The sequence below is a fragment of the Pseudomonas silesiensis genome, assembly GCF_001661075.1.
Classification (GTDB): Bacteria; Pseudomonadota; Gammaproteobacteria; order Pseudomonadales; family Pseudomonadaceae; genus Aquipseudomonas; species Aquipseudomonas silesiensis.
Map to the genome: position 1 here is coordinate 599,412 of NZ_CP014870.1, position 21,844 is coordinate 621,255.

At 61.8% G+C, this 21,844-nt stretch carries 21 protein-coding genes; 14 read left to right on the top strand and 7 right to left on the bottom strand.

The genetic code is table 11. The annotated features are described in order from the left end of the window. Positions 1 to 14 precede the first annotated feature (14 nt). The 6 genes from PMA3_RS02590 to PMA3_RS02615 all read left to right on the top strand — a co-directional run bounded on the left by PMA3_RS02590 (position 15) and on the right by PMA3_RS02615 (position 6,762). Positions 15 to 1,082 carry a DUF2333 family protein gene (locus PMA3_RS02590; RefSeq protein WP_064675707.1) on the top strand — a complete coding sequence of 356 codons (1,068 nt, stop codon included), beginning with the start codon at positions 15 to 17 and terminating at the stop codon, positions 1,080 to 1,082. 3 nt (positions 1,083 to 1,085) lie between these two features. Next, entirely contained in the window at positions 1,086 to 1,646 is a 561-nt protein-coding gene (locus tag PMA3_RS02595) for an NUDIX hydrolase (RefSeq protein WP_064675708.1), read from the top strand. A gap of 295 nt (positions 1,647 to 1,941) precedes the next feature. Next, on the top strand, positions 1,942 to 2,313 hold the full coding sequence (locus PMA3_RS02600; protein ID WP_033059567.1) for a translation initiation factor Sui1: 372 nt from the start codon (positions 1,942 to 1,944) through the stop codon (positions 2,311 to 2,313). Positions 2,314 to 2,526: 213 nt separating this feature from the next. Next, positions 2,527 to 4,440, top strand: a complete 1,914-nt coding sequence (gene speA, locus PMA3_RS02605) for an arginine decarboxylase (protein ID WP_064675709.1) — start codon at positions 2,527 to 2,529, stop codon at positions 4,438 to 4,440. 232 nt (positions 4,441 to 4,672) lie between these two features. Next, entirely contained in the window at positions 4,673 to 5,983 is a 1,311-nt protein-coding gene (locus tag PMA3_RS02610) for a type VI secretion system Vgr family protein (protein ID WP_064675710.1), read from the top strand. After that, the gene (locus PMA3_RS02615; protein ID WP_064675711.1) at positions 5,980 to 6,762 is read left to right on the top strand and encodes a DUF4123 domain-containing protein; all 783 of its coding nucleotides are present in this window, start codon (positions 5,980 to 5,982) and stop codon (positions 6,760 to 6,762) included. The genes PMA3_RS02610 and PMA3_RS02615 overlap by 4 nt, the downstream gene beginning before the upstream one ends. A 28-nt stretch (positions 6,763 to 6,790) precedes the next feature. Here PMA3_RS02615 and PMA3_RS02620 read toward each other — a convergent pair whose 3' ends face one another. Both PMA3_RS02620 and PMA3_RS02625 read right to left on the bottom strand, forming a co-directional pair. After that, positions 6,791 to 8,140: an MATE family efflux transporter gene (locus tag PMA3_RS02620; RefSeq protein WP_064675712.1), complete on the bottom strand. Its 1,350-nt coding sequence runs from the start codon at positions 8,138 to 8,140 to the stop codon at positions 6,791 to 6,793. A 176-nt stretch (positions 8,141 to 8,316) separates the two neighbouring features. Continuing rightward, entirely contained in the window at positions 8,317 to 8,610 is a 294-nt protein-coding gene (locus PMA3_RS02625) for a hypothetical protein (protein ID WP_064675713.1), read from the bottom strand. A 332-nt stretch (positions 8,611 to 8,942) separates the two neighbouring features. On the opposite strand from PMA3_RS02625, the gene PMA3_RS02630 reads away from it, so the two are divergent. Genes PMA3_RS02630 through PMA3_RS02645 form a run of 4 tightly spaced genes read left to right on the top strand, consistent with a single transcriptional unit; the run spans position 8,943 to position 11,235 of the window. After that, on the top strand, positions 8,943 to 9,245 hold the full coding sequence (locus PMA3_RS02630) for a MazG-like family protein (protein WP_064675714.1): 303 nt from the start codon (positions 8,943 to 8,945) through the stop codon (positions 9,243 to 9,245). After that, the gene (locus PMA3_RS02635) at positions 9,245 to 9,994 is read left to right on the top strand and encodes a methyltransferase domain-containing protein (protein ID WP_064675715.1); all 750 of its coding nucleotides are present in this window, start codon (positions 9,245 to 9,247) and stop codon (positions 9,992 to 9,994) included. The genes PMA3_RS02630 and PMA3_RS02635 overlap by 1 nt, the downstream gene beginning before the upstream one ends. Positions 9,995 to 10,006: 12 nt before the next feature. Continuing rightward, positions 10,007 to 10,630, top strand: a complete 624-nt coding sequence (locus tag PMA3_RS02640) for a DUF4136 domain-containing protein (protein WP_064675716.1) — start codon at positions 10,007 to 10,009, stop codon at positions 10,628 to 10,630. A 50-nt stretch (positions 10,631 to 10,680) separates the two neighbouring features. Continuing rightward, positions 10,681 to 11,235 carry a DUF4136 domain-containing protein gene (locus PMA3_RS02645; RefSeq protein ID WP_064675717.1) on the top strand — a complete coding sequence of 185 codons (555 nt, stop codon included), beginning with the start codon at positions 10,681 to 10,683 and terminating at the stop codon, positions 11,233 to 11,235. Between the two features lie 17 nt (positions 11,236 to 11,252). On the opposite strand, the gene PMA3_RS02650 is transcribed toward PMA3_RS02645, so the two are convergent. Together PMA3_RS02650 and PMA3_RS02655 are read right to left on the bottom strand one after the other, a co-directional pair. Further along, positions 11,253 to 12,107, bottom strand: coding sequence for a MaoC family dehydratase (locus tag PMA3_RS02650; RefSeq protein ID WP_064675718.1), 855 nt, complete (start codon positions 12,105 to 12,107; stop codon positions 11,253 to 11,255). Between the two features lie 2 nt (positions 12,108 to 12,109). Further along, positions 12,110 to 13,462, bottom strand: a complete 1,353-nt coding sequence (locus tag PMA3_RS02655; protein ID WP_064675719.1) for a 3-oxoacyl-ACP reductase — start codon at positions 13,460 to 13,462, stop codon at positions 12,110 to 12,112. 219 nt (positions 13,463 to 13,681) lie between these two features. Here PMA3_RS02655 and PMA3_RS02660 point away from each other — a divergent pair, with 219 nt between their 5' ends. Then, positions 13,682 to 14,959 (top strand): acetyl-CoA C-acetyltransferase, encoded by a 1,278-nt coding sequence (locus PMA3_RS02660; RefSeq protein ID WP_064675720.1) that lies wholly within the window; start codon positions 13,682 to 13,684, stop codon positions 14,957 to 14,959. Between the two features lie 191 nt (positions 14,960 to 15,150). Further along, positions 15,151 to 15,942 carry an AraC family transcriptional regulator gene (locus tag PMA3_RS02665; RefSeq protein WP_064675721.1) on the top strand — a complete coding sequence of 264 codons (792 nt, stop codon included), beginning with the start codon at positions 15,151 to 15,153 and terminating at the stop codon, positions 15,940 to 15,942. Positions 15,943 to 15,955: 13 nt separating this feature from the next. Here PMA3_RS02665 and holA read toward each other — a convergent pair whose 3' ends face one another. The 3 genes from holA to leuS form a co-directional block, all read right to left on the bottom strand. Continuing rightward, positions 15,956 to 16,993, bottom strand: a complete 1,038-nt coding sequence (holA, locus tag PMA3_RS02670) for a DNA polymerase III subunit delta (protein ID WP_064675722.1) — start codon at positions 16,991 to 16,993, stop codon at positions 15,956 to 15,958. A gap of 39 nt (positions 16,994 to 17,032) precedes the next feature. After that, positions 17,033 to 17,638, bottom strand: a complete 606-nt coding sequence (locus PMA3_RS02675; RefSeq protein WP_064680604.1) for an LPS-assembly lipoprotein LptE — start codon at positions 17,636 to 17,638, stop codon at positions 17,033 to 17,035. 88 nt (positions 17,639 to 17,726) lie between these two features. Continuing rightward, on the bottom strand, positions 17,727 to 20,333 hold the full coding sequence (leuS, locus tag PMA3_RS02680; RefSeq protein WP_064675723.1) for a leucine--tRNA ligase: 2,607 nt from the start codon (positions 20,331 to 20,333) through the stop codon (positions 17,727 to 17,729). A gap of 278 nt (positions 20,334 to 20,611) precedes the next feature. Between leuS and PMA3_RS02685 the strand changes: the two genes are divergently transcribed. Both PMA3_RS02685 and PMA3_RS02690 read left to right on the top strand, forming a co-directional pair. After that, complete coding sequence (locus PMA3_RS02685; protein WP_064675724.1) at positions 20,612 to 20,932, top strand: hypothetical protein; 321 nt, start codon at positions 20,612 to 20,614, stop codon at positions 20,930 to 20,932. Positions 20,933 to 21,039: 107 nt separating this feature from the next. Continuing rightward, positions 21,040 to 21,801, top strand: a complete 762-nt coding sequence (locus PMA3_RS02690) for a YdcF family protein (protein WP_064675725.1) — start codon at positions 21,040 to 21,042, stop codon at positions 21,799 to 21,801. The last annotated feature ends 43 nt before the right edge of the window (positions 21,802 to 21,844 follow it).

A 21,844-nucleotide genomic window follows, 5' to 3' on the forward strand; every position in this document is an offset into this window, starting at 1 on the left:
GAAAGGATATCGCCATGCTGGACTGGAAGAACCGCGCGGGCAGCGCGCCTGAACGTGCCGCTGAACCGAAATCGGCCACCCGCAGTTATTTTGGCGGCCTGTTGTTCAGCCGGGCGCTGGCCACACTGATCGGCCTTTACCTGCTGGTTGCGGTTGCGCTGGGCTGGTATTGGAGCCAGGAACCCGCGCTGTTCCCGGTTCAACAGAATGCCCAGGTGGCAGCCGAGAAAGAAGGCAAGCAGATGGTCATCGGCTATACCACGGTGGAAACGCTGAAGAGCGTCGCCGATACCTTGCTGACCAAACCGGGTGGTTATATTTCCAATGACCGTTTCCCTCCAGGCCTGTGGATGGATAACACGCCGAGCTGGGAATATGGCGTGCTGGTCCAGGTCCGTGACCTGAGCCGTGCGCTGCGCAAGGACTTCGCCCGTTCCCAGTCGCAGTCCACCGAAGACGCCGACCTGGCCAAGGCCGAGCCGCGTTTCAACTTCGACAACAAAAGCTGGGTGCTGCCATCCAGTGAGTCTGAATACCAGGAAGGGATCAAGTCCCTGAGCCGTTATCAGGCACGCTTGTCCGACCCGAGTCAGAAAAGCGCATTGTTCTATGCCCGCGCCGACAACCTGAACAACTGGCTGGGCGATGTCGGCACCCGCCTGGGTTCGTTGTCGCAACGACTGTCGGCCAGCGTTGGCCGGGTCAAGCTCAATACCGCGCTGAAAACCGAAGTCGTTGCACCAGGTCAGGTCCCGCAGGTCGACGAAGAAATCGTCGAAACCCCGTGGATGCAGATCGACAATGTGTTCTACGAAGCCCGTGGCCAGGCCTGGGCACTGTCCCATCTGCTGCGCGCCATCGAAGTCGACTTCGCCGACGTGCTGGCCAAGAAGAACGCGACGGTCAGCGTGCGCCAGATCATTCGTGAACTGGAAGCCTCGCAAGAACCGGTGTGGAGCCCGATGATCCTCAACGGCAGCGGCTTCGGTGTGCTGGCCAACCACTCGCTGGTCATGGCCAATTACATCTCCCGGGCCAACGCCGCGGTCATCGATTTGCGTCAGTTGCTCAATCAGGGCTGAGTCATGGTTGATAGCTCCATCGATAGTCTGCGCGAGGCCGCCCATCGTGCGGCCTCGGATGCCGAACAGATCGCCTGGGTCGACGAGCAGGACAACCTGCTCGGCGCCCTGGTCCGCTCCGAGCTGCGCGAGCGCGGGCTGATCGGTCGCGGCACCTACATCATGCTGTTCAATTCCGCCGGTGAACTGTGCGTGCACCGACGCACCCTGAGCAAAGCGATTTACCCGGGTTACTGGGACGTTGCGGCCGGCGGCATGGTGCTGGCCACCGAGACTTACGCCGAGTCGGCGGCCCGTGAGCTGGAAGAAGAGCTGGGCGTGGGCGGTGTGGAACTGACCGCCCATGATCACTTTTACTTCGAGGACACCGGCAACCGACTCTGGTGTTCGGCGTTTTCGGCGGTGTGGGACGGCCCGTTGATCCTGCAACCGGAAGAAGTGGTTGAAGCGCGCTTCATCCCGATCGATCAGGTTCTGCTGGAAATCACGCAGAAGCCTTATTGCCCGGACTCTTTGGCGGCCTTGCGGCGCTATCTCCGGTCCCAAGGGCCGGACGTCGCATAAGCGGCATAAATTGGCGCCGATTGGCTCTTAGCAAGTCGGCTTTTTGCCGTTACACTGCGCGACCTTTTCAAACTGAACCGGTATTGCTCTTCTGTAGGAGCGAAGCTTGCTCGCGAAGGACGTTAACGATAACGCGTGCATTCAGATTGTCCGCATCGTCCTTGCGTTCTTCGCGAGCAAGCTTCGCTCCTACAGGATTGTACCGGTTCAGTAGCGCTGCCCCTGCCTGAGTGGGGCTTCGCGGTCGATGGCACAGCTGCCGCGACCAGTCTTTGTCCTCCCAAGAGGATTGCCGGTGGCCAAAAAAGCCGCATCCTTCGCCGCCCTTGGTGGCCTGGTATTTTCCACCGACGCAGGTCGTCATTGCCCCGATTGCAGTAAACCGGTGGATGCCTGCATCTGCAAACAGACCGTTATCCCGGCCGGCGACGGCATCGCTCGCGTGCGTCGCGAAAGCAAGGGGCGTGGCGGCAAGACGGTGACCACCATCACCGGCGTGCCGTTGGCCGAAGACGCGCTCAAGGACCTGGCGACCACGTTGAAAAAACGTTGCGGGACCGGCGGTGCGTTGAAAGACGGCATCATTGAAATCCAGGGCGATCATGTCGAGCTACTCTTGGCCGAACTGATCAAGCACGGTTTCAAGGCGAAGAAGTCCGGCGGCTAGCAGCCTCTGTGAAACCCACCCTCGGCTTGATCCGGTCCTGACCCAGGCCCGGCGTCGTCTACATGGTTTTCACAGAGCCTGTTCTGACCGGTTTCTAAACTCATCGCGGTCAGCGAGGTCTATCCCCTCGTTGACGAACCGTCATTTTCATTCTTTAGACTGCGCCGGCCTGAACCCAGGCGACGCTCTATGACTTCTTTATAGGGGACTTCAATGTCCGTACGACGCACACGCAAAGACGATGGCAGCCAATGGACAGTTGCGGACAGCCGCAGTGTTTACGGGATTCGCCATTGGGGGGCCGGGTATTTCGCGATCAATGACGCCGGTCGCGTCGAAGTTCGTCCGAACGGTCCGGCCAGTTCGCCTATCGACCTGTTCGAGCAAGTCGACCAGCTGCGCCAAAGCGGCCTGTCCTTGCCGTTGCTGGTGCGTTTCCCTGACATTTTGCAAGACCGCGTGCGTCAGCTGACCGGTGCCTTCGACGCCAACATCGAGCGCCTGGAATACCAGAGCAAGTACACCGCGCTGTACCCGATCAAGGTCAACCAGCAGGAAGCGGTGATCGAAAACATCATCGCCACCCAGGACGTGTCCATCGGCCTGGAAGCCGGCTCCAAGCCTGAGCTGCTGGCGGTGCTGGCGCTCGCACCGAAAGGCGGCACCATCGTCTGCAACGGTTACAAGGACCGCGAGTTTATCCGTCTGGCGCTGATGGGGCAGAAACTGGGCCACAACGTGTTCATCGTGATCGAGAAAGAATCCGAAGTCGCCCTGGTGATCGAAGAAGCCGCCTCGCTGAAGGTCAAGCCTCAGGTCGGTCTGCGCGTGCGCCTGTCTTCGCTGGCGTCCAGCAAGTGGGCGGACACCGGCGGCGAAAAATCCAAGTTCGGGCTGTCGGCGGCGCAGCTGCTGTCGGTGGTCGAGCGTTTCCGTGCCGCGGGCCTGGATCAGGGCATTCGCCTGCTGCACTTCCACATGGGCTCGCAGATCGCCAACCTGGCGGACTACCAGCACGGCTTCAAGGAAGCGATCCGTTACTACGGCGAATTGCGCAACCTCGGCCTGCCGGTGGACCACATCGACGTCGGCGGCGGTTTGGGCGTGGACTACGACGGTACCCACTCGCGTAACGCCAGTTCGATCAACTACGACATGGACGATTACGCCGGTGTCGTGGTCGGGATGCTCAAGGAATTCTGCGATGCGCAGAGCCTGCCGCACCCGAACATTTTCTCCGAGAGTGGCCGCTCCCTGACCGCACACCACGCCATGCTGGTGGTGCAGGTAACCGACGTCGAGAAACACAACGACGACGTGCCACAGATCGAGAACAAGGAAGCTCTGCCGGAAACCGTGCAGTGGCTGGTTGACCTGCTGGGTCCGACCGACATCGAGATGGTCACCGAGACCTACTGGCGCGCCACGCACTACATGAGCGACGTGGCCACCCAGTACGCCGACGGCAAATTGACCCTGGCCGAGAAAGCCCTGGCCGAACAATGCTACTTCGCCGTGTGCCGTCGCCTGCACAACTCGCTGAAGGCCCGTCAGCGTTCGCACCGTCAGGTGCTCGACGAGCTCAACGACAAGCTGGCCGACAAGTACATCTGTAACTTCTCGGTGTTCCAGAGCCTGCCGGACACCTGGGCCATCGGCCAGGTGCTGCCGATCCTGCCGTTGCATCGTCTCGACGAAGAGCCTTTGCGTCGCGCGGTGCTGCAGGACCTGACCTGCGACTCCGACGGCAAGATCAAACAATACGTCGACGAGCAGAGCATCGAAACCAGCCTGCCGGTGCACGGTTTGAACGAAGGCGAGGACTACCTGCTGGGTATCTTTCTGGTGGGTGCCTATCAGGAAATTCTCGGCGACATGCACAACCTGTTCGGTGACACCGACTCGGTGAACATCTACCAGAATGCCGACGGCAGTGTGTACCACGCGGGTATCGAAACCCACGACACCATCGAAGACATGCTGCGTTACGTGCATTTGTCGCCGGAAGAACTGATGACCCACTACCGCGACAAGTGCGCCAGCGCCCGCATCACCGCCGCCGAGCGCACCCAATTCCTCGACGCACTGCGTCTGGGTTTGACCCGGTCGTCTTACCTGTCCTCTTGAGGTAAGTCGTCGTTCTCACCAGGTTGTCTGAAAATGTTCCGTTCACTGCGGAAGTTTCGGATGACCTGGTAGGAAGGTTCTCTATTCGCTAAGGAAATTTCCCCACTTTCAGCTATCAAAGGTATTTGGTCTTCTTTTCGCGTAGGCCATTTCCTAAGTTGTATTTCGCCTCTCTACTCGGCCATGTCTCTCGGCGAGAATCCCCGGCCGCCCCTCCTGTAGAGAATCGCCGATGTTCGATCCAGTCAACGAGCCTTCATTTCGTCTGGATGTAGCAGGCCTGTCCGACGCCTTCGAAGTCCTGGCCTTTACCGGTAAAGAAGCCATCAACGAGCCTTTTGCGTTCGATGTGGATCTGCTGGTAGATGACCCGACGCTTGACCTTGCCAGCCTGCTGTACCAACCGGTCTACCTGCACTTCGGGCCGGCGGGACACGCTATTCATGGACATCTGCACGAACTCGTCCAGCGTGACCAGGGTCCGGCTGCACGGCTCTGCCGCGTGCGGCTGGGGCCGAAGCTGGCATGCCTTGCCCAGCGTTTCAGCCAGAGAATCTTCAGTGCCCGCTCGGTGCCGCAGATCCTCAGCCAGGTACTCAGGGAGCATGGCATTGCCGGCAATGATCGGCGCTTTGAGTTGAGTGGCGATTACCCGCCCCTTGATTTCTGTACGCAGTACCGGGAATCGGACCTGCAGTTTCTCCAGCGTCTGTGCGTCGAGGCACGGCTTAACTACCATTTCGAGCACCACGCACAGGGCCACTGCGTGGTCTTCGGGGATGGTCAGGCGCATTTTCGCCTTGGCGAGCTGGCGGATTTTCATGTCGACAGCGAGCAACCGGCAGTGCGGCAGTTTCAGCTTCAGGAGCAACGAACCGCCCAGAGTGCCAAAGGCCGTACGGACCTGGCGACGCTGCGCAGTGGTCAACTGATGTCGCTGTCCGGCCATCCAGTTGCCCACTGGAATCAACTGTGGCTGTTGACCCACATCGAACATCAGGGGAGCCAGGATCCACTGGCCCCCTATAGCAATCAGATCAGCGCGATTCACCGGGACGCGCCCCTGGTGTCGCCCCATTGCGCAACGAAACCGCGCATGCACAGCCTGCAACGGGCCTGGGTCGTCGATGTCGAAGAGTCTCGACCGGATCCATCCAGGCCGGTCGCCGTGCAATTCGATTGGCTTTACCAGGGCGAGGGCGCGATCCCCACACACTGTTGGCTGCCCTTGGCAAGCGAACTGAGCGCAACGGATTCGCCGCTCAGTGAAGGCGCCGAAGTGGTGGTGAGCTTTATCGAGGGCGATCCGGATCGGCCGCTGATTACCGGTTTTCTTCACCTGCCGAAGGCTGTCGAAGAGGCAGAGGAGCCCCGCGCGACGGACGACTGTCCGCCCGACGAAGGCTTGCTCCGAATGCTGCGCTCCGGCGAGCCCTTGATGCTGCTGTGCCTGCTGCCGGGTGGCGGCAGTTACACGCATTGCGCTCAGGTTTTCTGCACCTGCCGGGCGGCGACGCGGTTCGGCCGGAGCGGTGCGGCATGATCGCCGCGAGCCCGCAATGGCTATTGCTGGATGTGCCGGGTGCGCCACGGGCGGGGGCGACACTGCGGCAAACGTTTGCCCATGCGCGGTGGTTCTGGTTGTTCGAGGATACGGAACTGCATGCGTCGCGCGAACAGGGGCCGGTTCTGGTGGACCTGGGCTCATGCCCGGCGCTGGCCGGGTTGTGCTACAGCGAAGCGCAAGACTGGCGTGGACTGTTGGTTTTCAGCGCGGCGTCGCTGTCGCCGCTGCTGGCGCATTTGCGCCGTATGCTCACGGTCACGGTCGGCGTGCATCACCGCGCTTTGTTGAACTACTACAACCCCAACACGGCCAGTTATATTTTCGATGCCTGCGATGCCCGGGAGCTGAGTCGCTGGCTGGGGCCGATCAGCCAGTTGCACTGGTTCGGCGGAACCTGGGCGGATCGCGCGATCGGCTGTCAGAGCTGGCAGCAGCTGCACAACCCGGGGCTCGCGGTGAGCCCGTTAGCCATTGAAGAAAGCCTCAGCCCCGGTCAACAGGGAAAGCTGCAAACCTGTCTGCTGGAACAGCACGCCTGGCACTGGAGCCAATCCACGGGGACCGATTACAACAGGCTGTGGTCGCATCTGCAGGAAGGGCTGGCGCTGGGCTTCAACGAGCGTCCGGTGCTCGATGAGTGGTTATGGCTGCGCTTGCAATACCCCCGCGCGGCGCTGGTGCTGCCTTTGTCGGGACGGACTCAACAGGAGCGTCTGCACAGCCTGCGCGACCGATGGCAGACCGATCGACACTGACCCCGGCGTTCATCACGGCCGCGCCGGATCAGTGCGTCCGGCCTGTAAACCAGCCGTCGTTCTTGCGCAGAAACCAGGCAAAAGCGCCAAGGGTCAAACTGCGCAAGACCATGAACCACAGGAACGTTATCCACAGGCCATGGTTGCCCAGGCCTTGCAGCGCCCAGGCGAACGGCAAGATCAGAATCATCGTCAACAGCATGCCGTTGCGCATTTCCCTGGCGCGGGTGGCGCCGATGAACAGGCCGTCCAGCAGGTAACTCCAGACCGCGATCAGCGGCAGGGCGGCGAGGTACGGTAGGTAGATGAATGCGGTGTCGCGCACGCTTTGGATGTCGGTCTGCATTTCGATGAACAGGTGCCCGGCGAATAGAAACAGTGCGGCAAAGCCCAGGCTCGCCAGCAACGACCAGCCACAGGCCACCACCAACGAACGGCGCAGGGCGTCCCGGTCGCGAGCACCGATGGCGTGTCCGCAAAGGGCCTCCACGGCGTGGGCCAGGCCATCGAGCGCATGGGCCGTCAGCAACAGACCGTTAAGCAATAGTGCGTTGGCGGCGACTGTGGCATCGCCCAGTCGCGCGCCTTGCACGGTGATGAGAAAAAACACCGATTGCAGGACCAGGCTGCGGATGAAAATGTCGCGGTTGACCGCCAGCAGCGGCCGCCAGCTCTGCCACAGCGCCAGCGCAGCCCAGGCGATATGGCCAGGGTAGGCGCGCAGGGCGTTTCGGGTCATCAGCAGGCCGATCACTGCACCGGTCCATTCGGCGATCACCGAGGCCCGCGCAGCGCCGACCACGCCCCATTCCAGCCCGAGGACAAACCACAGGTTCAAGGCAATGTTGACCAGGTTGGTGCTCAGCAGAATCGCCAGTGGCGCCCGGGCGTTCTGGGTGCCCAGGAACCAGCCGACCAGGGCATAACTGGCCAGTGCTGCCGGCAGGCCGAACAGCCGCGTGTGAAAAAATTCGCGGGTCAGTTGATCCAGTTCGGCCGAGGGTTGCATGAAATGCAGCGCGACGCCGCTTAACGGCACGCCCAGCGCCCCCAGGACGATGGCCAATCCCATGGCCAGCAGCAAGCCCTGCAACAGGATTTGCCGCAACGCCGCGCCGTCCCCGCGTCCCGCAGCCTGGGCGGCAAAGCCGGTGGAGCCCATGCGCAGAAAACCCATGGCCCAGGCGAGAAAGGTATACAGGGTGGCCCCGACCGCGACGGCGCCCAGTTGATGGGCATGGGGCAGGTGACCGATGACCGTACTGTCGACCAGCGCCACCAGCGGTACGGAAATGTTCGACAGGATCATGGGTGCGGCGAGCGCCCAGACCCGGCGGTGGGTAGGGCGGTCGCGCCAGTCGGCGATCAGGTTGGACATGCAGGCTCCTTGGGGGAGCGGGCATTGTAGCGACACATCGGGAGTTTGCCGCGATCCATGTGGGAGCGAGCTTGCTCGCGATGAGGTCGGCACATTCAATATCTATGGTGACTGTCAGGCGGCCATCGCGAGCAAGTCGAATCGTCGCACCGTCGCTCCCACAGGTTTTTGCGGTGTTAGTGGATTATCCAGCTTAATAACCAAAGCCCCAACAGCAACCAGATAATCCCCATGATGATCGACGCACTCATGAAGGCGCGAATCGCCGCCCACAACAGCATCAACCCCACGATCAACGCGATGATGCTGATGATCGAAGCGTCCATGCCCAGCGCGCGGGACAGTCCTTCGACAAAGTTGCTGCCGGCATTGCTCAACAGATTGAACAGCCCGCTGAGGGCATCAACGATGAACCGGATGATCGAACCGAGTACCTGGCCGAGCCATTCGAAAAAACTTTCTACCTGCATGTCGTGAACGTCCTGTTGAAGTGGTTGAGCCTTGGGCCAGTGATCACAGTGGCGAGTTCCCTGATGCCGGGATCGTTTGAGTATGACGCAAAGTTTCCGGTCTGTTGAGGACCCCCCTGTAGGAGCTGGCTTGCCAGCGAAAGCGGCCCCAAGCCTTGCACCGCCCATGAAGACGCCTTCGCCGGCAAGCCTGGCTCCTACGGTGAAGGCGGCTTCAAGCCTTGAGCCGCTTGTGAAGACGCCTTCGCTGGCAAGCCAGCTCCTACAGGGGGCTAACGCCCCTTGCCATCCCCGGCCATCCCCCTGAAGCTATACGCCTTCAGGAGAACCCGATGAACCTTGTTGAACTGACCGAACGCCTGCACGCCATCCGTGACCGCAATAACTGGCGGCAATTTCACAGCCCGAAAAACCTGGCCATGGCCGCGAGCGTTGAGATGTCCGAACTGGTAGAGATCTTCCAGTGGCTGACCGAGGACCAGTCGCGCCAGCTGCCGGCGGACAAACTGGCCCATGCCGGGCAGGAAGTCGGCGATATCGTGCTCTATCTCTTGCTGTTGTGCAGCGAGTTGGGGCTGGACATGAACGAAGTGGTGCGCAACAAGCTCGCCGACAGCGAACGGAGGTTCAGCTGATGAGCGACCGACATTTCGATCAACTGGCGACCCGCTTCGCCGAAAAAATCTATGGCGGTGCCAAAGGCGCGATCCGTCTGGCCGTGCTTCAGGCCGACCTGGCCGAAATCCTGCCGGATCGGCCATTGCGGGTACTCGACATCGGTGCCGGCCTGGGGCACATGTCGTTGTGGCTGGCTCAGCGCGGTCACCAGGTCACGCTCGCCGAACCCGCCGCGCCGATGCTTGAGGGCGCTCGCCAACGCTTCGCCGACGCCGGGCAGACCGCGACCTTCATTCAGGCACCCTGGCAGGAGCTGCCCGGACAGTTCACCGAGCCCTACGACCTGGTGCTGTGTCACGCCGTGCTGGAATGGCTCGCCGAACCCCACGCGATCCTGCCGGTGCTGCATCAGCTGACTCGACCCGAAGGTTGGTTATCCCTGGCGTTCTACAACCGCGATGCGCTGATTTATCGCAATCTGCTCAAGGGGCACTTCCGCAAGATGCGCAAGAACGACATGGCCGGTGAAAAGCAGAGCCTGACCCCGCAGCAACCCCTTGATCCGCGTGAACTGGCGGCGCAACTTGAAGGCCTGTGGCGGGTCGAAACCCAGAGCGGGGTACGGGTTTTTCACGACTACATGCCGGTAGAATTCCAGGCCCGTGCCGAACTGGTGGACTTGCTGGAGATGGAGCTGGCCCACCGTCGCCACCCAAGCTTCGCCGGGCTTGGGCGCTACTTGCACTGGATCTGTCGGCCGGTCTGATCGGAGCGCGAAATGAAAACTCGTTCAGGGTTACTGGTGATCTGTCTGGGGTTGGCGGCCTGTCAGGGCAGCAATCCTTATGTGGCGACATCCAACCCCTTGCCGCCGGCACCGCCCCAGGCGGCCAATACCTTCGATCGCAGCGCGTACCCGGCGCCACCGCGTGACTATGGGCGCTACCGCAGCTGGGCCTGGCTCGATGGACGACTGCCGCCTGGTACCGCCTGGGCGGACTCGGCGCAGGTGGCCGAAGCCGTCAGCAGCGCCCTCGACCAGCGCGGTCTGCGCCCCTTGCATGACAATCGCCAGGCTGACCTGTTTGTCAGCGCCGACCTGCGCCTGGAGACGCGTTTGCGTCAGGTCCGCGATGACTACGGTTACTACGGCGGCGGGTATGGCGGCTACGGCGGTTACAACCGCTACGGCAGTGGCTATGGCGTATACAACACCGTACCGATCGTTCGAACTTATCAGGAGCAGGTCGTGGTGGTGCAGGTGGATCTGTTCGATGCACAAAGCGGCCAACCGGTGTGGAGTTCCAGCGCCGAAACCAGCCAGCGCGGCAGCCAGGGCGCGCAGACCGACGCCATACGGGAGGCTGTGGAAAAGGCAATGTCGGCGTATCCTCCTGATTAGCTTCACCAGGAAGCTTTGCACAGGTTCATGTCTTCAACCGGAGAAATACCATGTTCCGCCGTCTCGCTTTACTGGCCGTGGCCGCGCTGCTCAGCGCCTGCGCCACCCAGGTCAATCATGACTTCGATGCCAGCCGCGACTTCTCCGCCTATCGCAGCTGGAGCTGGAAAGAACCCGCCCTGCAATATCGACCCGATGACCCGCGGATCAAGAGCGACCTGACTGAACAGCGCGTGCGCCAATCGGTTGCCGATCAGCTCGATCAGCGCGGCTTGCGGCCCGCCGCTTCCGGTACCCGGGGCGACTTGAGCGTGCAGACCTACCTGATCGTCGAAGAGCGCCAGCAACAAGTGACCACCAATTACGGCGGCGCTTGGGGCAACCCATGGAATGGCTACTGGGGCGGGCCGATGTACAACGAAACCCGCAACGTCAGCTACAAGGTGGCGACCATCCAGATCGACCTGCTCGATGGCAAGGACGGCAAGTTGGTGTGGCGCGGCAGTGATGAACAAATGCTCAGCCACTCACCCAATCCCGCTGATCGCAGTGCGGCGATTCGCGAAACGGTTGGACGGATACTGGCGAACTATCCACCCAGATAAACATCACGGCGTTCGGGTCAAGCGACAGGCCGCCAATGCCCCACCATATGCTCAAGATCCCCCGCACCCACCAACTGGAAATCGCCACTGGAACCGGCCGCGCTGGACAGCAGTGTCACCTCGCTCGGCAACCGCACCGGCTTCCTGAACTGCACCGCGATCTCGACATTCGCCGCCGGCAAGTGCTCACTCAACGCCGCGATCGTCCGGGCCTTGTTCCACAAGCCATGGGCGATGGCGGTCGGGAAGCCGAACAGCCTGGCGCTGACGGCACTCAGGTGAATCGGATTGTAGTCGCCGGACACCTTGGCGTACTGCCGGCCAATGTCCGCCGGCGCTTGCCAGCGCGCCACCTCCATCAGCTCCAGCGTCGAGGCCAACACTTCCTCGACAGGCTCGCCTTCCAGTTTTACGCCCCGGCACAGCATCTGGCTTTGCGCTTCCCACAACACGCCCAGCTGATCGTCGAGGGTGGTCACCAGGTCGAACGTCGCACCTTTGGCATGGGGTTGCAGGTTCTGCACCTGCACGCTGACCCGCGCGCGATTGACCCCGCCCATTGGCCGCAGGATGCGAATACGGTTGCCCAGGTGTATCAACCCCAGCAGTGGAAACGGAAATGTCTTGTCAGTGAGCAGTTGCATTTGCAAGGCAAACGCCAGGATGTGTGGATAGGTGGGGGGCAGCAAACCGTTGTCGGCGAAGCCGCAGACTTTGCGATAGGCCGCCAGGCGCTGTGGATCGACCGTGATCCAGCAGCGCAAACCTGTGGTCGGCAGCGTAGTGCCGGTGATTTTGCGTCGCGTCGCGGCCTTTACATAGAGGTCCGTCAGGCTCGGTTCGCGGTTGAGTGTGTGCCATTCGATAGTCATGCCTAAGCCCCCAAAACACTTTGGCCACAGACCCGCAATGCTTGCCCGGTGAACGCCCCGGTGCCGGGTTGCGCCAGCCAGGCCACCGCTTCGGCGACGTCTTGCGGCAGCCCGCCCTGGCCAAGGGAACTCATGCGCCGACCGGCTTCACGCAGGCCGAAGGGCAGGTGCGCGGTCATCTGGGTTTCAATGAAGCCTGGCGCCACCGCATTGATGCTGATACCGCGCGCCTTCAACAGTGGCGCCCAGGCCTGAGCCAGACCGATCAGCCCGGCCTTGCTCGCCGCGTAGTTGGTTTGCCCGCGATTGCCGGCGATACCGCTGATGGAGGCCAACAGAATCACCCGGCCGTCGTCCTGCAAGGTGCCGCTGTCGAGCAGTGCCTTGGTCAGCACCTGCGGCGCATTGAGATTGACCGCCAGTACGGCGTCCCAGAATTCCGGGGTCATGTTGGCCAGGGTTTTGTCCCGGGTGATGCCGGCGTTGTGCACGACAATGTCGATGCCGTCGGGCAATTGCTCGATCAGCTGCGCGGCGGCGTCTTCGGCACAGATGTCCAGCGTGATGCCGCGCCCGCCGAGGCGGGCGGCGAGGGCTTCGAGATCAGTCTTGGCTGGCGGCACGTCCAGCAGGATCACCTCGGCACCGTCACGGGCGAGGGTTTCGGCGATGGACGCACCGATGCCGCGTGCCGCGCCGGTGACCAGCGCCTTGCGACCCGACAGCGGGCGAGTCCAGTCCGTCACCTGCGCGGTACAGGCGTCCAGGCGAATCACTTGTCCGGAAACGAAAGCGCTTTTGGGCGAGAGGAAAAACCGCAACGGGCCTTCCAGTTGATTCTCGGCACCTTCACCGACCTGGATCAGTTGCAAGGTCCCACCGCCGCGCAATTCCTTGGCCAGCGACCGGCTGAAACCTTCCAGGGCCCGCTGGGCACTGGCGGCGAACGGGTCGCTCATGGCCTGCGGTGCCCGCCCCAGGATCACCAGGTGGGCGCCGTGATCAAGGTTTTTGATGAGCGGCTGGAAGAATTCGCGCAGCTGTTTGAGCTGGTCGGTCTGCACCAGATCGCTGGCGTCGAACACGACGGCCTTGAGTTTCGGTCCGTGCCCGGGAATCCACGCCGTGGCCATTGAAGGTTCGGTGCCGTAGCTGTAAATCGCGTCGGTCAGGCGGTTGGCGAAGGCGCCGACTTTTTCCGCCAGCGGTCCGCCGCCGATCAGCAACGCCCCTTCGACCGGCCGCAGCCGGCCGGCTTGCCAGCGCTCCAATCGTACCGGCGACGGCAGACCCAGGGCCCCGACCAGACGATGGCCGATGGACGAATTGGCGAAGTCGATATAGCGGTCAGACATGGAACGCGCTCCAGCGGCTGGGGTTCAAAGTGTGGACCACAAATGGCAATCAGTCGTTCGATCCACGGGATAAGGCCTACGCTTGTGTAGGAGCGAAGCTTGCTCGCGATGGCAGTGTGTCAGTTGACATCAATGTAGCTGACGCACCGCCATCGCGAGCAAGCTTCGCTCCTACAGGGGGCGGTGTTCACAATTGGATATTTTCATCAGGAGCTTTTCATGACTCAACCGCGCCGCGTCGCGATTATTGGCGGTAACCGTATTCCTTTCGCCCGCTCCAACGGGCCGTACGCCACAGCCAGTAACCAGGCGATGCTTACCGCCGCGCTCGAGGGCCTGATCGAACGCTACAACCTGCACGGCCTGCGCATCGGTGAAGTGGCCGCCGGGGCGGTGCTCAAGCATTCCCGGGATTTCAACCTGACCCGCGAGTGCGTACTCGGCTCGCGGCTGTCACCGACCACCCCGGCCTACGACATCCAGCAAGCTTGCGGCACCGGTCTTGAGGCGGCGCTGCTGGTGGCGAACAAGATCGCCCTTGGGCAGATCGAGTGCGGCATTGCCGGTGGCGTCGACACCACCTCCGACGCGCCGATCGGCGTCAACGAAGGCTTGCGCAAGATTCTGCTGCAAGCCAATCGCGCCAGGACCACTGGCGACAAACTGAAAACCTTTCTACAGCTGCGTCCCCACCATTTGATCCCCGAGCTGCCGCGTAACGGCGAACCGCGTACCCGCCTGTCCATGGGCGAGCACTGCGAGCTGATGGCCCAGACCTGGGAAATTCCACGGCAGGAGCAGGATCAACTGGCCCTCGAAAGCCACCAGAAATTGGCCGCGTCCTACACCGAAGGCTGGCACAACGATCTGATGACACCCTTCCTCGGCCTGACTCGCGACAACAACCTGCGCCCGGACCTGACCCTGGAAAAACTTGCCTCGCTCAAACCGGTGTTCGAGAAAAGTGCCAGGGGCACCCTGACTGCGGGCAACTCCACGCCACTCACCGATGGCGCATCGCTGGTGCTGTTGGGCAGTGAGGAATGGGCGAAGGAACGTGGGTTGCCGATCCTCGCTTACCTGCGCGATGGCGAAGCGGCGGCGGTGGACTTCGTCAAGGGTGCCGAAGGGCTGTTGATGGCGCCGGTCTATGCCGTGCCGCGCTTGTTGGCGCGCAATGGCCTGACCTTGCAGGACTTCGACTACTACGAAATCCACGAAGCTTTTGCCGCGCAGGTGCTTTGCACATTGAAGGCCTGGGAAGATCCGCATTATTGCGAAACACGACTTGGCCTCGCCGCGCCGCTCGGTGCCATCGACCGCAGCCGGCTCAATGTCAAAGGCAGCTCACTGGCGGCCGGGCATCCGTTTGCCGCCACCGGCGGGCGCATTGTCGCCAACCTGGCGAAGTTGCTCGATGCCGCAGGCAAGGGGCGGGGCTTGATCTCGATTTGCGCTGCGGGTGGGCAGGGCGTAACGGCGATTATCGAGCGCTGATGACTGCGGTGGGTGTAACCGGAAACTTGTGGGAGCGGGCTTGCCCGCGATAGCGGTGTCTCAGACACAGAGATATTGAATGTGCCTCCCCTATCGCGGGCAAGCCCGCTCCCACAGGATCACCGGTGTTGAATATATGAGTGGCATGGCGTAGCGTCGCTTATAGCCATTTTGCGACATAAGGCCTGTCAATGCCGACTAACGGACAAATCACCCTCGAACGGACGATCCCGACGCTGACGGCGTTGCCCCGTCCACTGTTCGCCCGGGTGGAAAGCCTCAATGCCGGTTCCTGGACACCGTCCCATCGCCACGACTGGGTGCAGTTTTCCTACGCTATCAGCGGCGTTCTTGGCGTACACACCGCCGAGGGCAGTTTCTTTGCGCCGCCGCAGTGGGGCATCTGGATTCCAGCGGATCTCGATCACCAGGTGGTGACTTCGATGCGCGCCGAAATGCGCAGCCTCTATGTGCGCCGCGAGGATTGTCTATGGGCGGACGGGCGTTGCCGGGTGCTCGAGGTGACGCCGCTGGCCCGGGAGCTGATCAAGCGTTTTTGTCTGTTGCCGGTGGAATATCCACAGGGTGACAGCCAGGAAGCCCGGTTGGTGAGTGTGCTGCTGGATCAGTTGGCGAGTCTGCCGGAGGTCGAGTTCTCCCTGCCGTTGCCGCGTCATGAGCGGTTGCTGGGGTTGTGCAGCGAGCTGCTTGAAAACCCTGAGCAAAACGTGACCTTGCAAGAATGGGCGCAGCGGTTGGGCACGTCGGAGAAAACCCTGATGCGGCTGTTTCAGCGGGAGACCGGGTTGAGCTTTCGAGGGTGGCGTCAGCGGATGCGGCTGCTGTCGTCGTTGAAATGGCTGGAGGAGGGGAATAGCGTGACCAACGCCGCGCTGTCCTGCGGGTATGACTCGACGTCGGCGTTTATTGCGGCGTTCAAGGGGTTGTTCGGGTTTACCCCCGGCGAACTCTTCAAGCAGTGACGATCTGTTGAGCTTATTCGGCAGGCAACGATAATCGTTGGCCCGCCATCAACAACGACAACCGACTCAGGCTCATCCACGGGGAACCCGCGGCCTGGCCCTTGATCTGCGCATCAATGCGCTGCGCTTCCAGCAACAACTGCGCCCAGCGTTGCGCCGGGTAGCGTTGCAGGGCTTTGCTCATCAGCGGTTTGCGTTTGTCCCAGATCGGCGGTCGCGCAGCGCTGAAGGCCTTGTCCAGCGGCACGCCCTGGCTGTACTGCAATGACAGGTTGGCCAGCACGCGCAGCTCCCGGGCCAGGGCCCAGAGAATCACCGGTGGCTCGACGCCTTCACCCCGTAGTCCTTCAAGCATGCGCAGGGCATGCGCCGCTTCACCGTTGAGGATGGCATCGGTCAGCCCGAAAACATCGAAGCGCGCACTGTCGGCCACCGCCGCTTGCACGGTTTCAACGGTGATCTGCCCACCCTCGGCCATCAGCTTGAGTTTTTCGATTTCCTGGGCGGCGGCCAGCAAGTTGCCCTCGACCCGGGCAGCGATCAGTTCCACGGCGTCCTGGCTCGCGGACAGCCCGGCCTGGGACAACCGTTGACGGATCCAGCTCGGCAACTGGTTGGCATCCACCGGCCAGATTTGCACGAACTGGGTGTGCTGGCCTTCAACCAGTGCCTTGCCCCACTTGGTTTTCTGCGCGCTGCCATCCAGCTTGGGCAGGCTGATCAACAACACCGTGTCTTCGGCCGGACGCGAGCAATACTCGATGAACGCGGCGGCCCCTTTGTCACCGGGTTTACCGGAGGGCAGGCGCAATTCTAGCAGGCGTTTTTCGGCGAACAACGACATGCTCGCGCCAGCCTGCAACAACGTCCCCCAGTCGAAACTGGCATCGGCGGCGAAGACTTGTCGTTCGTCAAAGCCCTGTTGGCGAGCGGCGGCACGAATCGCGTCGGCGGCTTCCTGACACAGCAACGGGTCATCGCCACTGATGATATAGACCGGCGCGAGGGGGCCTTGCAGGTGCTTGGCGAGTTGGGCGGGAGCGAGTTTCATAGGAGAGGGCGGACGGGGCGCCGAGGCGCCCCGCAACGCTTACTGCCGGGGCAGTTCGACAGGAGACTGGCGCGGCGTTTGCGCTTCAGCCTTCTGTGCCGCTTCCAATGCCGCGGCTTCAGCCCTGGCACGGGCCTCGGCGGTCTGTTGCAGCTGATCCAGTTGGGTCGGGGTCAGCTGCTGCAGGCGCAGCATCATGCGTTGCACCAGTTCACGACGTATGTCCTTGCGAGCGTCATTGGCTTCCTGATCGGAACCAACCAGGTTGTTACCGTCGTGGATGAAGACTTTCTGCACTTCGAGCTTGTCGCTCATCAGTGGCAAGTTGCCCTGGCCATTGATGTCGTAGCTGAGCACGGTGCTGAGCTGATACTCGCCAGTGCGGCCGGCACCGGCGTAGCTGAGGATGCGCTGGCTTTCCTGCTCGCCGGTCAGCACCAGTTTGTAAGGAGCGCCGCTGTAGAGCTTGACGCCGCTGCTTTCCAGCACCTGACGCATTTGGGTCACGGTCGGACCGTAGGCATCACGGGCGCTCAGGTCGAGTTCCTTGATCGCCAGCTCGGTCGTGCCGGTGCCGCGCAGCTGGAAACCGCAGGCGCTCAGCAGAACGGCGAGGCCCATCACCAGCAGATTGCGTTTGATCATCTTGTTGTTCCCCTTGAAACCAGGTGGGCCGATCATGCGGCCCGAAAGGTTTTATTCGGCGCCAGGCTGGACCTGGCGCCTGATCCACTTAGCTGGCGACGATATTGACCAGTTTCCCGGGCACTACGATCACTTTACGAATAGTCAGGCCGTCGACAAAGCGCAGCACGTTCTCGTTGGCCCGTGCGGCGGCTTCGACTTCTTCGCGGCTGGCGCTGGCTGGCATTTCGATGTGGCCACGCAGCTTGCCATTGACCTGAATGACCAGCTGCAGGCTGTCCTGCACCAGAGCACTGTCGTCCAGCACCGGCCAACCGGCGTCGATCACCGGATCGGGGTGACCCAGGCGATGCCACAGCTCATGGCTGATGTGCGGAGTGATCGGGGCCAGCAACAGGACCACGGTTTCCAGGCCTTCGTGAACCAGTGCGCGATCCTGTGCGGTGCCTTGCGGGGCTTTTTCCAGGACGTTCATCAGCGTCATCACCTGGGCGATGGCGGTGTTGAATTTGTGGTTCTGGCCGACGTCGTGGCTGGCCTGCTTGATAGCCTGGTGGATCGAACGGCGAATGGCTTTCTGCTCGTCGTTCAGGCCGGCGACGTCCAGTTTGCCTGGCAGGCCTTGAGTGACGTGGGCTTGAGCCAGGCGCCAGACGCGCTTGAGGAAGCGGTGCGAACCTTCTACGCCGGAGTCGGACCATTCCGCGCTCATGTCCGGTGGCGAGGCGAACATCATGAACAGGCGGCAGGTGTCTGCGCCGAACTGGTCGATCATCGACTGTGGGTCGACGCCGTTGTTCTTCGACTTGGCCATCTTCTCGGTGCCACCGATTTCCACCGGCAGGCCGTCTGCGATCAGCTTGGCGCTGACGACCTTGGCCTTGCTGTCGCGTTCGAGTTCGACGTCCGCCGGGTTGAACCAGGTGTAGGCACCGTTGGCTTCGCGACGATAGTAAGTATCGGCGATCACCATCCCCTGGGTCAGCAGGTTCTTGAACGGCTCGTCCGAGCTCACCAGACCTTCGTCACGCATCAGCTTGTGGAAGAAGCGCGCGTAGAGCAGGTGCAGGATGGCGTGTTCGATACCGCCGATGTATTGATCCACCGGCAACCAGTGGTCGGCCGCGGATTTTTCCACCAGGCCGCCTTCATAGTGCGGCGAGGCGTAACGGGCGTAGTACCACGAGGACTCGACGAAGGTGTCCATGGTGTCGGTTTCACGCTTGGCAGGCTGGCCGCATTTCGGGCAGTTGCACTCGTAGAACTCGGGCATGCGCGCCAGTGGCGAACCGGCGCCGTCCGGTACCACGTCTTCCGGCAGTACCACAGGCAGTTGATCTTCCGGGACCGGCACGTCACCGCAGGTCGTGCAGTGGATGATCGGGATCGGGCAGCCCCAGTAGCGCTGACGGCTGATGCCCCAGTCGCGCAGGCGGAACTGGGTGCGCGAGGCACCGAGGTTTTTCTTGATCAGGGCGACTTCCATGGCGTCGAAGGCGCCCGGGAAATCGAGGCCGTCAAACTCGCCGGAATTGATCAGCGTGCCATGTTCGCCGTAGGCGTCCTGCCACGGTGCCGGGTTGGTGTCACCGGAACTGGTGCGTACCACGGACTTGATCGGCAGGTTGTATTTGGTGGCAAATTCGAAATCGCGCTCGTCGTGCGCCGGAACAGCCATGACCGCGCCGTCGCCGTAATGCATCAGCACGTAGTTGGCGACCCATACCGGGAGTTTTTCACCGGTCAGCGGGTGCTCGACGAACAGCGCAGTCGGCAGGCCTTTCTTCTCCTGGGTGGCGACGTCGGCTTCGGCCACGCTGCCGCCTTTGCATTCAGCGATGAACGCTTGCAGCTCGGGGTTGTTTTGCGCGGCCAGGGTCGCCAGATGGTGTTCGGCGGCCACGGCAACGTAGGTCGCGCCCATCAGGGTGTCCGGACGGGTGGTGAAGACTTTCAGCGCGCCGGTTTCGCCAATGGAAGCGACGTCGAACGGGAACTGCACTTCCATGCCGCGGGACTTGCCGATCCAGTTGCGCTGCATGGTCTTGACCTGTTCAGGCCAGCCAGTCAGGTCGTCGAGGCTTTCCAGCAGCTCATCCGCGTAAGCGGTGATCTTGAAGTAGTACATCGGGATTTCGCGCTTTTCGATCAGCGCGCCGGAACGCCAGCCGCGGCCGTCGATCACCTGTTCGTTGGCCAGCACGGTCTGGTCGACCGGGTCCCAGTTCACGGTGCCGCTTTTTTTGTAGATCACGCCTTTTTCGAACAGGCGAGTGAACAGCCATTGTTCCCAGCGGTAGTAATCCGGTTTGCAGGTGGTCACTTCGCGGGACCAGTCCACCGCCAGGCCCAGGCTGCGCAGCTGGGTTTTCATGTAAGCGATGTTTTCGTAGGTCCACTTGGCGGGCGCCACGTTGTTCTTCATCGCGGCGTTTTCCGCCGGCATGCCGAAGGCGTCCCAACCCATGGGTTGCAGGACATTCTTGCCTTGCATGCGCTGGTAGCGGGAGATCACGTCGCCAATGGTGTAGTTGCGCACGTGCCCCATGTGTAGCTTGCCGCTGGGGTAAGGGAACATCGACAGGCAGTAGAACGTCTCCTTGCCTGGCTGTTCACTGACTTCAAAGGACTTTTGCTCGTCCCAGAACGACTGGGCGGCGGCTTCGATTTCACGGGGCTGATATTGTTCGTGCATGGCTACTTTTGAACTGAATAGGGGTGGCCTAATCCTCTTCAATACACGCTGGACGGTGATTGCGCCAGATCGGCGCTTCGGTGTCCAGACGAGCTGGAAGTGGAGTTACAGGAAGCGCCGTAGCATACATGACCGCACTCTACCGAGGGAAACCCTGATTACTGCCCAAGGCCTGGCAAAACCCGCTGCGAGGGCCGTTGGTCGCGGCATCCGGCCGGTTTGTTCATGGAAGCTAAGCTCTAAAAGGGGAGCGAGTCTTATCTTCAATGAGGTGAGGGATGGTTGAGTCACGGCAAAAAGTTACAAAACCGGAGCTGTACGAAAGACTGATCGATCGTCTGGGGATGGCCCTGGACGCGGCGAAAACCGCCGACCGGCTACGCGATGAACGTCCCTTGGAGCTGGAACTGCGCGGCCTGAGCCCCGCAGAGTTTGCACTGGTTAAAGCGTATCTGGATCGCAGTGAACGTGAATCACACGGATACTTGTCAGAGGCAGTGAAGCAACTCGACGCACCACGTTCGGCCAAGATCATCTGGCTCAAGGACAAGGCACCCGGCAGGGACGCGGTAAAGGTCCGGTCTTTGCAATTCAAGTAAGGGCACGTGAAGCCATGAAATATGGTTTTTTTAAAGCATAGTCCTTCCGCATTTGTTGTCGCATCGCGTCAACCCACTTAGGCTTCGGGCATCTCTGGAGATGCTCGATGCCTTTTCGTTACTTCGTCAAACAACTGTTGCTGCCTCCCGGCATTTTATTGCTGCTGTTGCTGCTTGCCTGGTGGTTGCGCCGCTCAAGGCCGCGACTGGCGGGCCTGTGTTTTGCCTTGGGGGTCGGTGGCTTCTGGCTGATGAGCCTGCCGGTGGTGGTGGAGTGGGGTGCCAGGGCGCTTGAGCGTGAACCGCCACTGGCTCGCCAGGAATGGGCAACACTGGCTCGGCGGGCGGATGCGATCGTGGTGCTGGGTTCCGGGCGCGAGCGTGGCGATCCGGCCTGGGGCGCCGACCAGCCGACCGGTATCGGCCTGGAGCGCCAGCGCTATGCGGCGCGGCTGGCCAAGGCGTCGGGCTTGCCGATCCTCACCAGTGGCGGGCTGCATTACGGTACCCCGCCGACGGAAGCCAAGTTGATGGCGGACTCGTTGCTCGATGATTTCGGCGTGACCGTGCGTTGGCAGGAAGGGCGCAGCCGCACGACCTGGGAGAACGCGCAATTCAGTGCCGAAGTGTTGCTGCCCCAAGGCTTCAAGCGTGTCGTGCTCGTGACGCACGCCTCGCACATGCCGCGGGCGGTCTGGAGTTTCCAGCAGGCGGGATTCGAGGTGGTGCCGGCACCGATGGGGTTTCTAGGAGTAGACAACGCCCGGCCGCTGGGCGGCTGGCTGCCGGAGTTCAAGGCGCTCTGGCAGAGCGGGCAGTTGATGAATGAGGCGGTGGGGCAGATCGGGTATTCGGTGTTTTACCGATAACCCAAATATTACGCATTCCCTGTAGGAGCGAGCTTGCTCGCGA

Bases quoted from the DNA above. Each gene is read 5' to 3' on its own strand.
- PMA3_RS02590 (WP_064675707.1), top strand. From the start codon at position 15: ATGCTGGACTGGAAGAACCGCGCGGGCAGCGCGCCTGAACGTGCCGCT.
- PMA3_RS02595 (WP_064675708.1), top strand. From the start codon at position 1,086: ATGGTTGATAGCTCCATCGATAGTCTGCGCGAGGCCGCCCATCGTGCG.
- speA (WP_064675709.1), top strand. From the start codon at position 2,527: ATGTCCGTACGACGCACACGCAAAGACGATGGCAGCCAATGGACAGTT.
- PMA3_RS02610 (WP_064675710.1), top strand. From the start codon at position 4,673: ATGTTCGATCCAGTCAACGAGCCTTCATTTCGTCTGGATGTAGCAGGC.
- PMA3_RS02615 (WP_064675711.1), top strand. From the start codon at position 5,980: ATGATCGCCGCGAGCCCGCAATGGCTATTGCTGGATGTGCCGGGTGCG.
- PMA3_RS02620 (WP_064675712.1), bottom strand. From the start codon at position 8,140: ATGTCCAACCTGATCGCCGACTGGCGCGACCGCCCTACCCACCGCCGG.
- PMA3_RS02625 (WP_064675713.1), bottom strand. From the start codon at position 8,610: ATGCAGGTAGAAAGTTTTTTCGAATGGCTCGGCCAGGTACTCGGTTCG.
- PMA3_RS02630 (WP_064675714.1), top strand. From the start codon at position 8,943: ATGAACCTTGTTGAACTGACCGAACGCCTGCACGCCATCCGTGACCGC.
- PMA3_RS02635 (WP_064675715.1), top strand. From the start codon at position 9,245: ATGAGCGACCGACATTTCGATCAACTGGCGACCCGCTTCGCCGAAAAA.
- PMA3_RS02640 (WP_064675716.1), top strand. From the start codon at position 10,007: ATGAAAACTCGTTCAGGGTTACTGGTGATCTGTCTGGGGTTGGCGGCC.
- PMA3_RS02645 (WP_064675717.1), top strand. From the start codon at position 10,681: ATGTTCCGCCGTCTCGCTTTACTGGCCGTGGCCGCGCTGCTCAGCGCC.
- PMA3_RS02650 (WP_064675718.1), bottom strand. From the start codon at position 12,107: ATGACTATCGAATGGCACACACTCAACCGCGAACCGAGCCTGACGGAC.
- PMA3_RS02655 (WP_064675719.1), bottom strand. From the start codon at position 13,462: ATGTCTGACCGCTATATCGACTTCGCCAATTCGTCCATCGGCCATCGT.
- PMA3_RS02660 (WP_064675720.1), top strand. From the start codon at position 13,682: ATGACTCAACCGCGCCGCGTCGCGATTATTGGCGGTAACCGTATTCCT.
- PMA3_RS02665 (WP_064675721.1), top strand. From the start codon at position 15,151: ATGCCGACTAACGGACAAATCACCCTCGAACGGACGATCCCGACGCTG.
- holA (WP_064675722.1), bottom strand. From the start codon at position 16,993: ATGAAACTCGCTCCCGCCCAACTCGCCAAGCACCTGCAAGGCCCCCTC.
- PMA3_RS02675 (WP_064680604.1), bottom strand. From the start codon at position 17,638: ATGATCAAACGCAATCTGCTGGTGATGGGCCTCGCCGTTCTGCTGAGC.
- leuS (WP_064675723.1), bottom strand. From the start codon at position 20,333: ATGCACGAACAATATCAGCCCCGTGAAATCGAAGCCGCCGCCCAGTCG.
- PMA3_RS02685 (WP_064675724.1), top strand. From the start codon at position 20,612: ATGGTTGAGTCACGGCAAAAAGTTACAAAACCGGAGCTGTACGAAAGA.
- PMA3_RS02690 (WP_064675725.1), top strand. From the start codon at position 21,040: ATGCCTTTTCGTTACTTCGTCAAACAACTGTTGCTGCCTCCCGGCATT.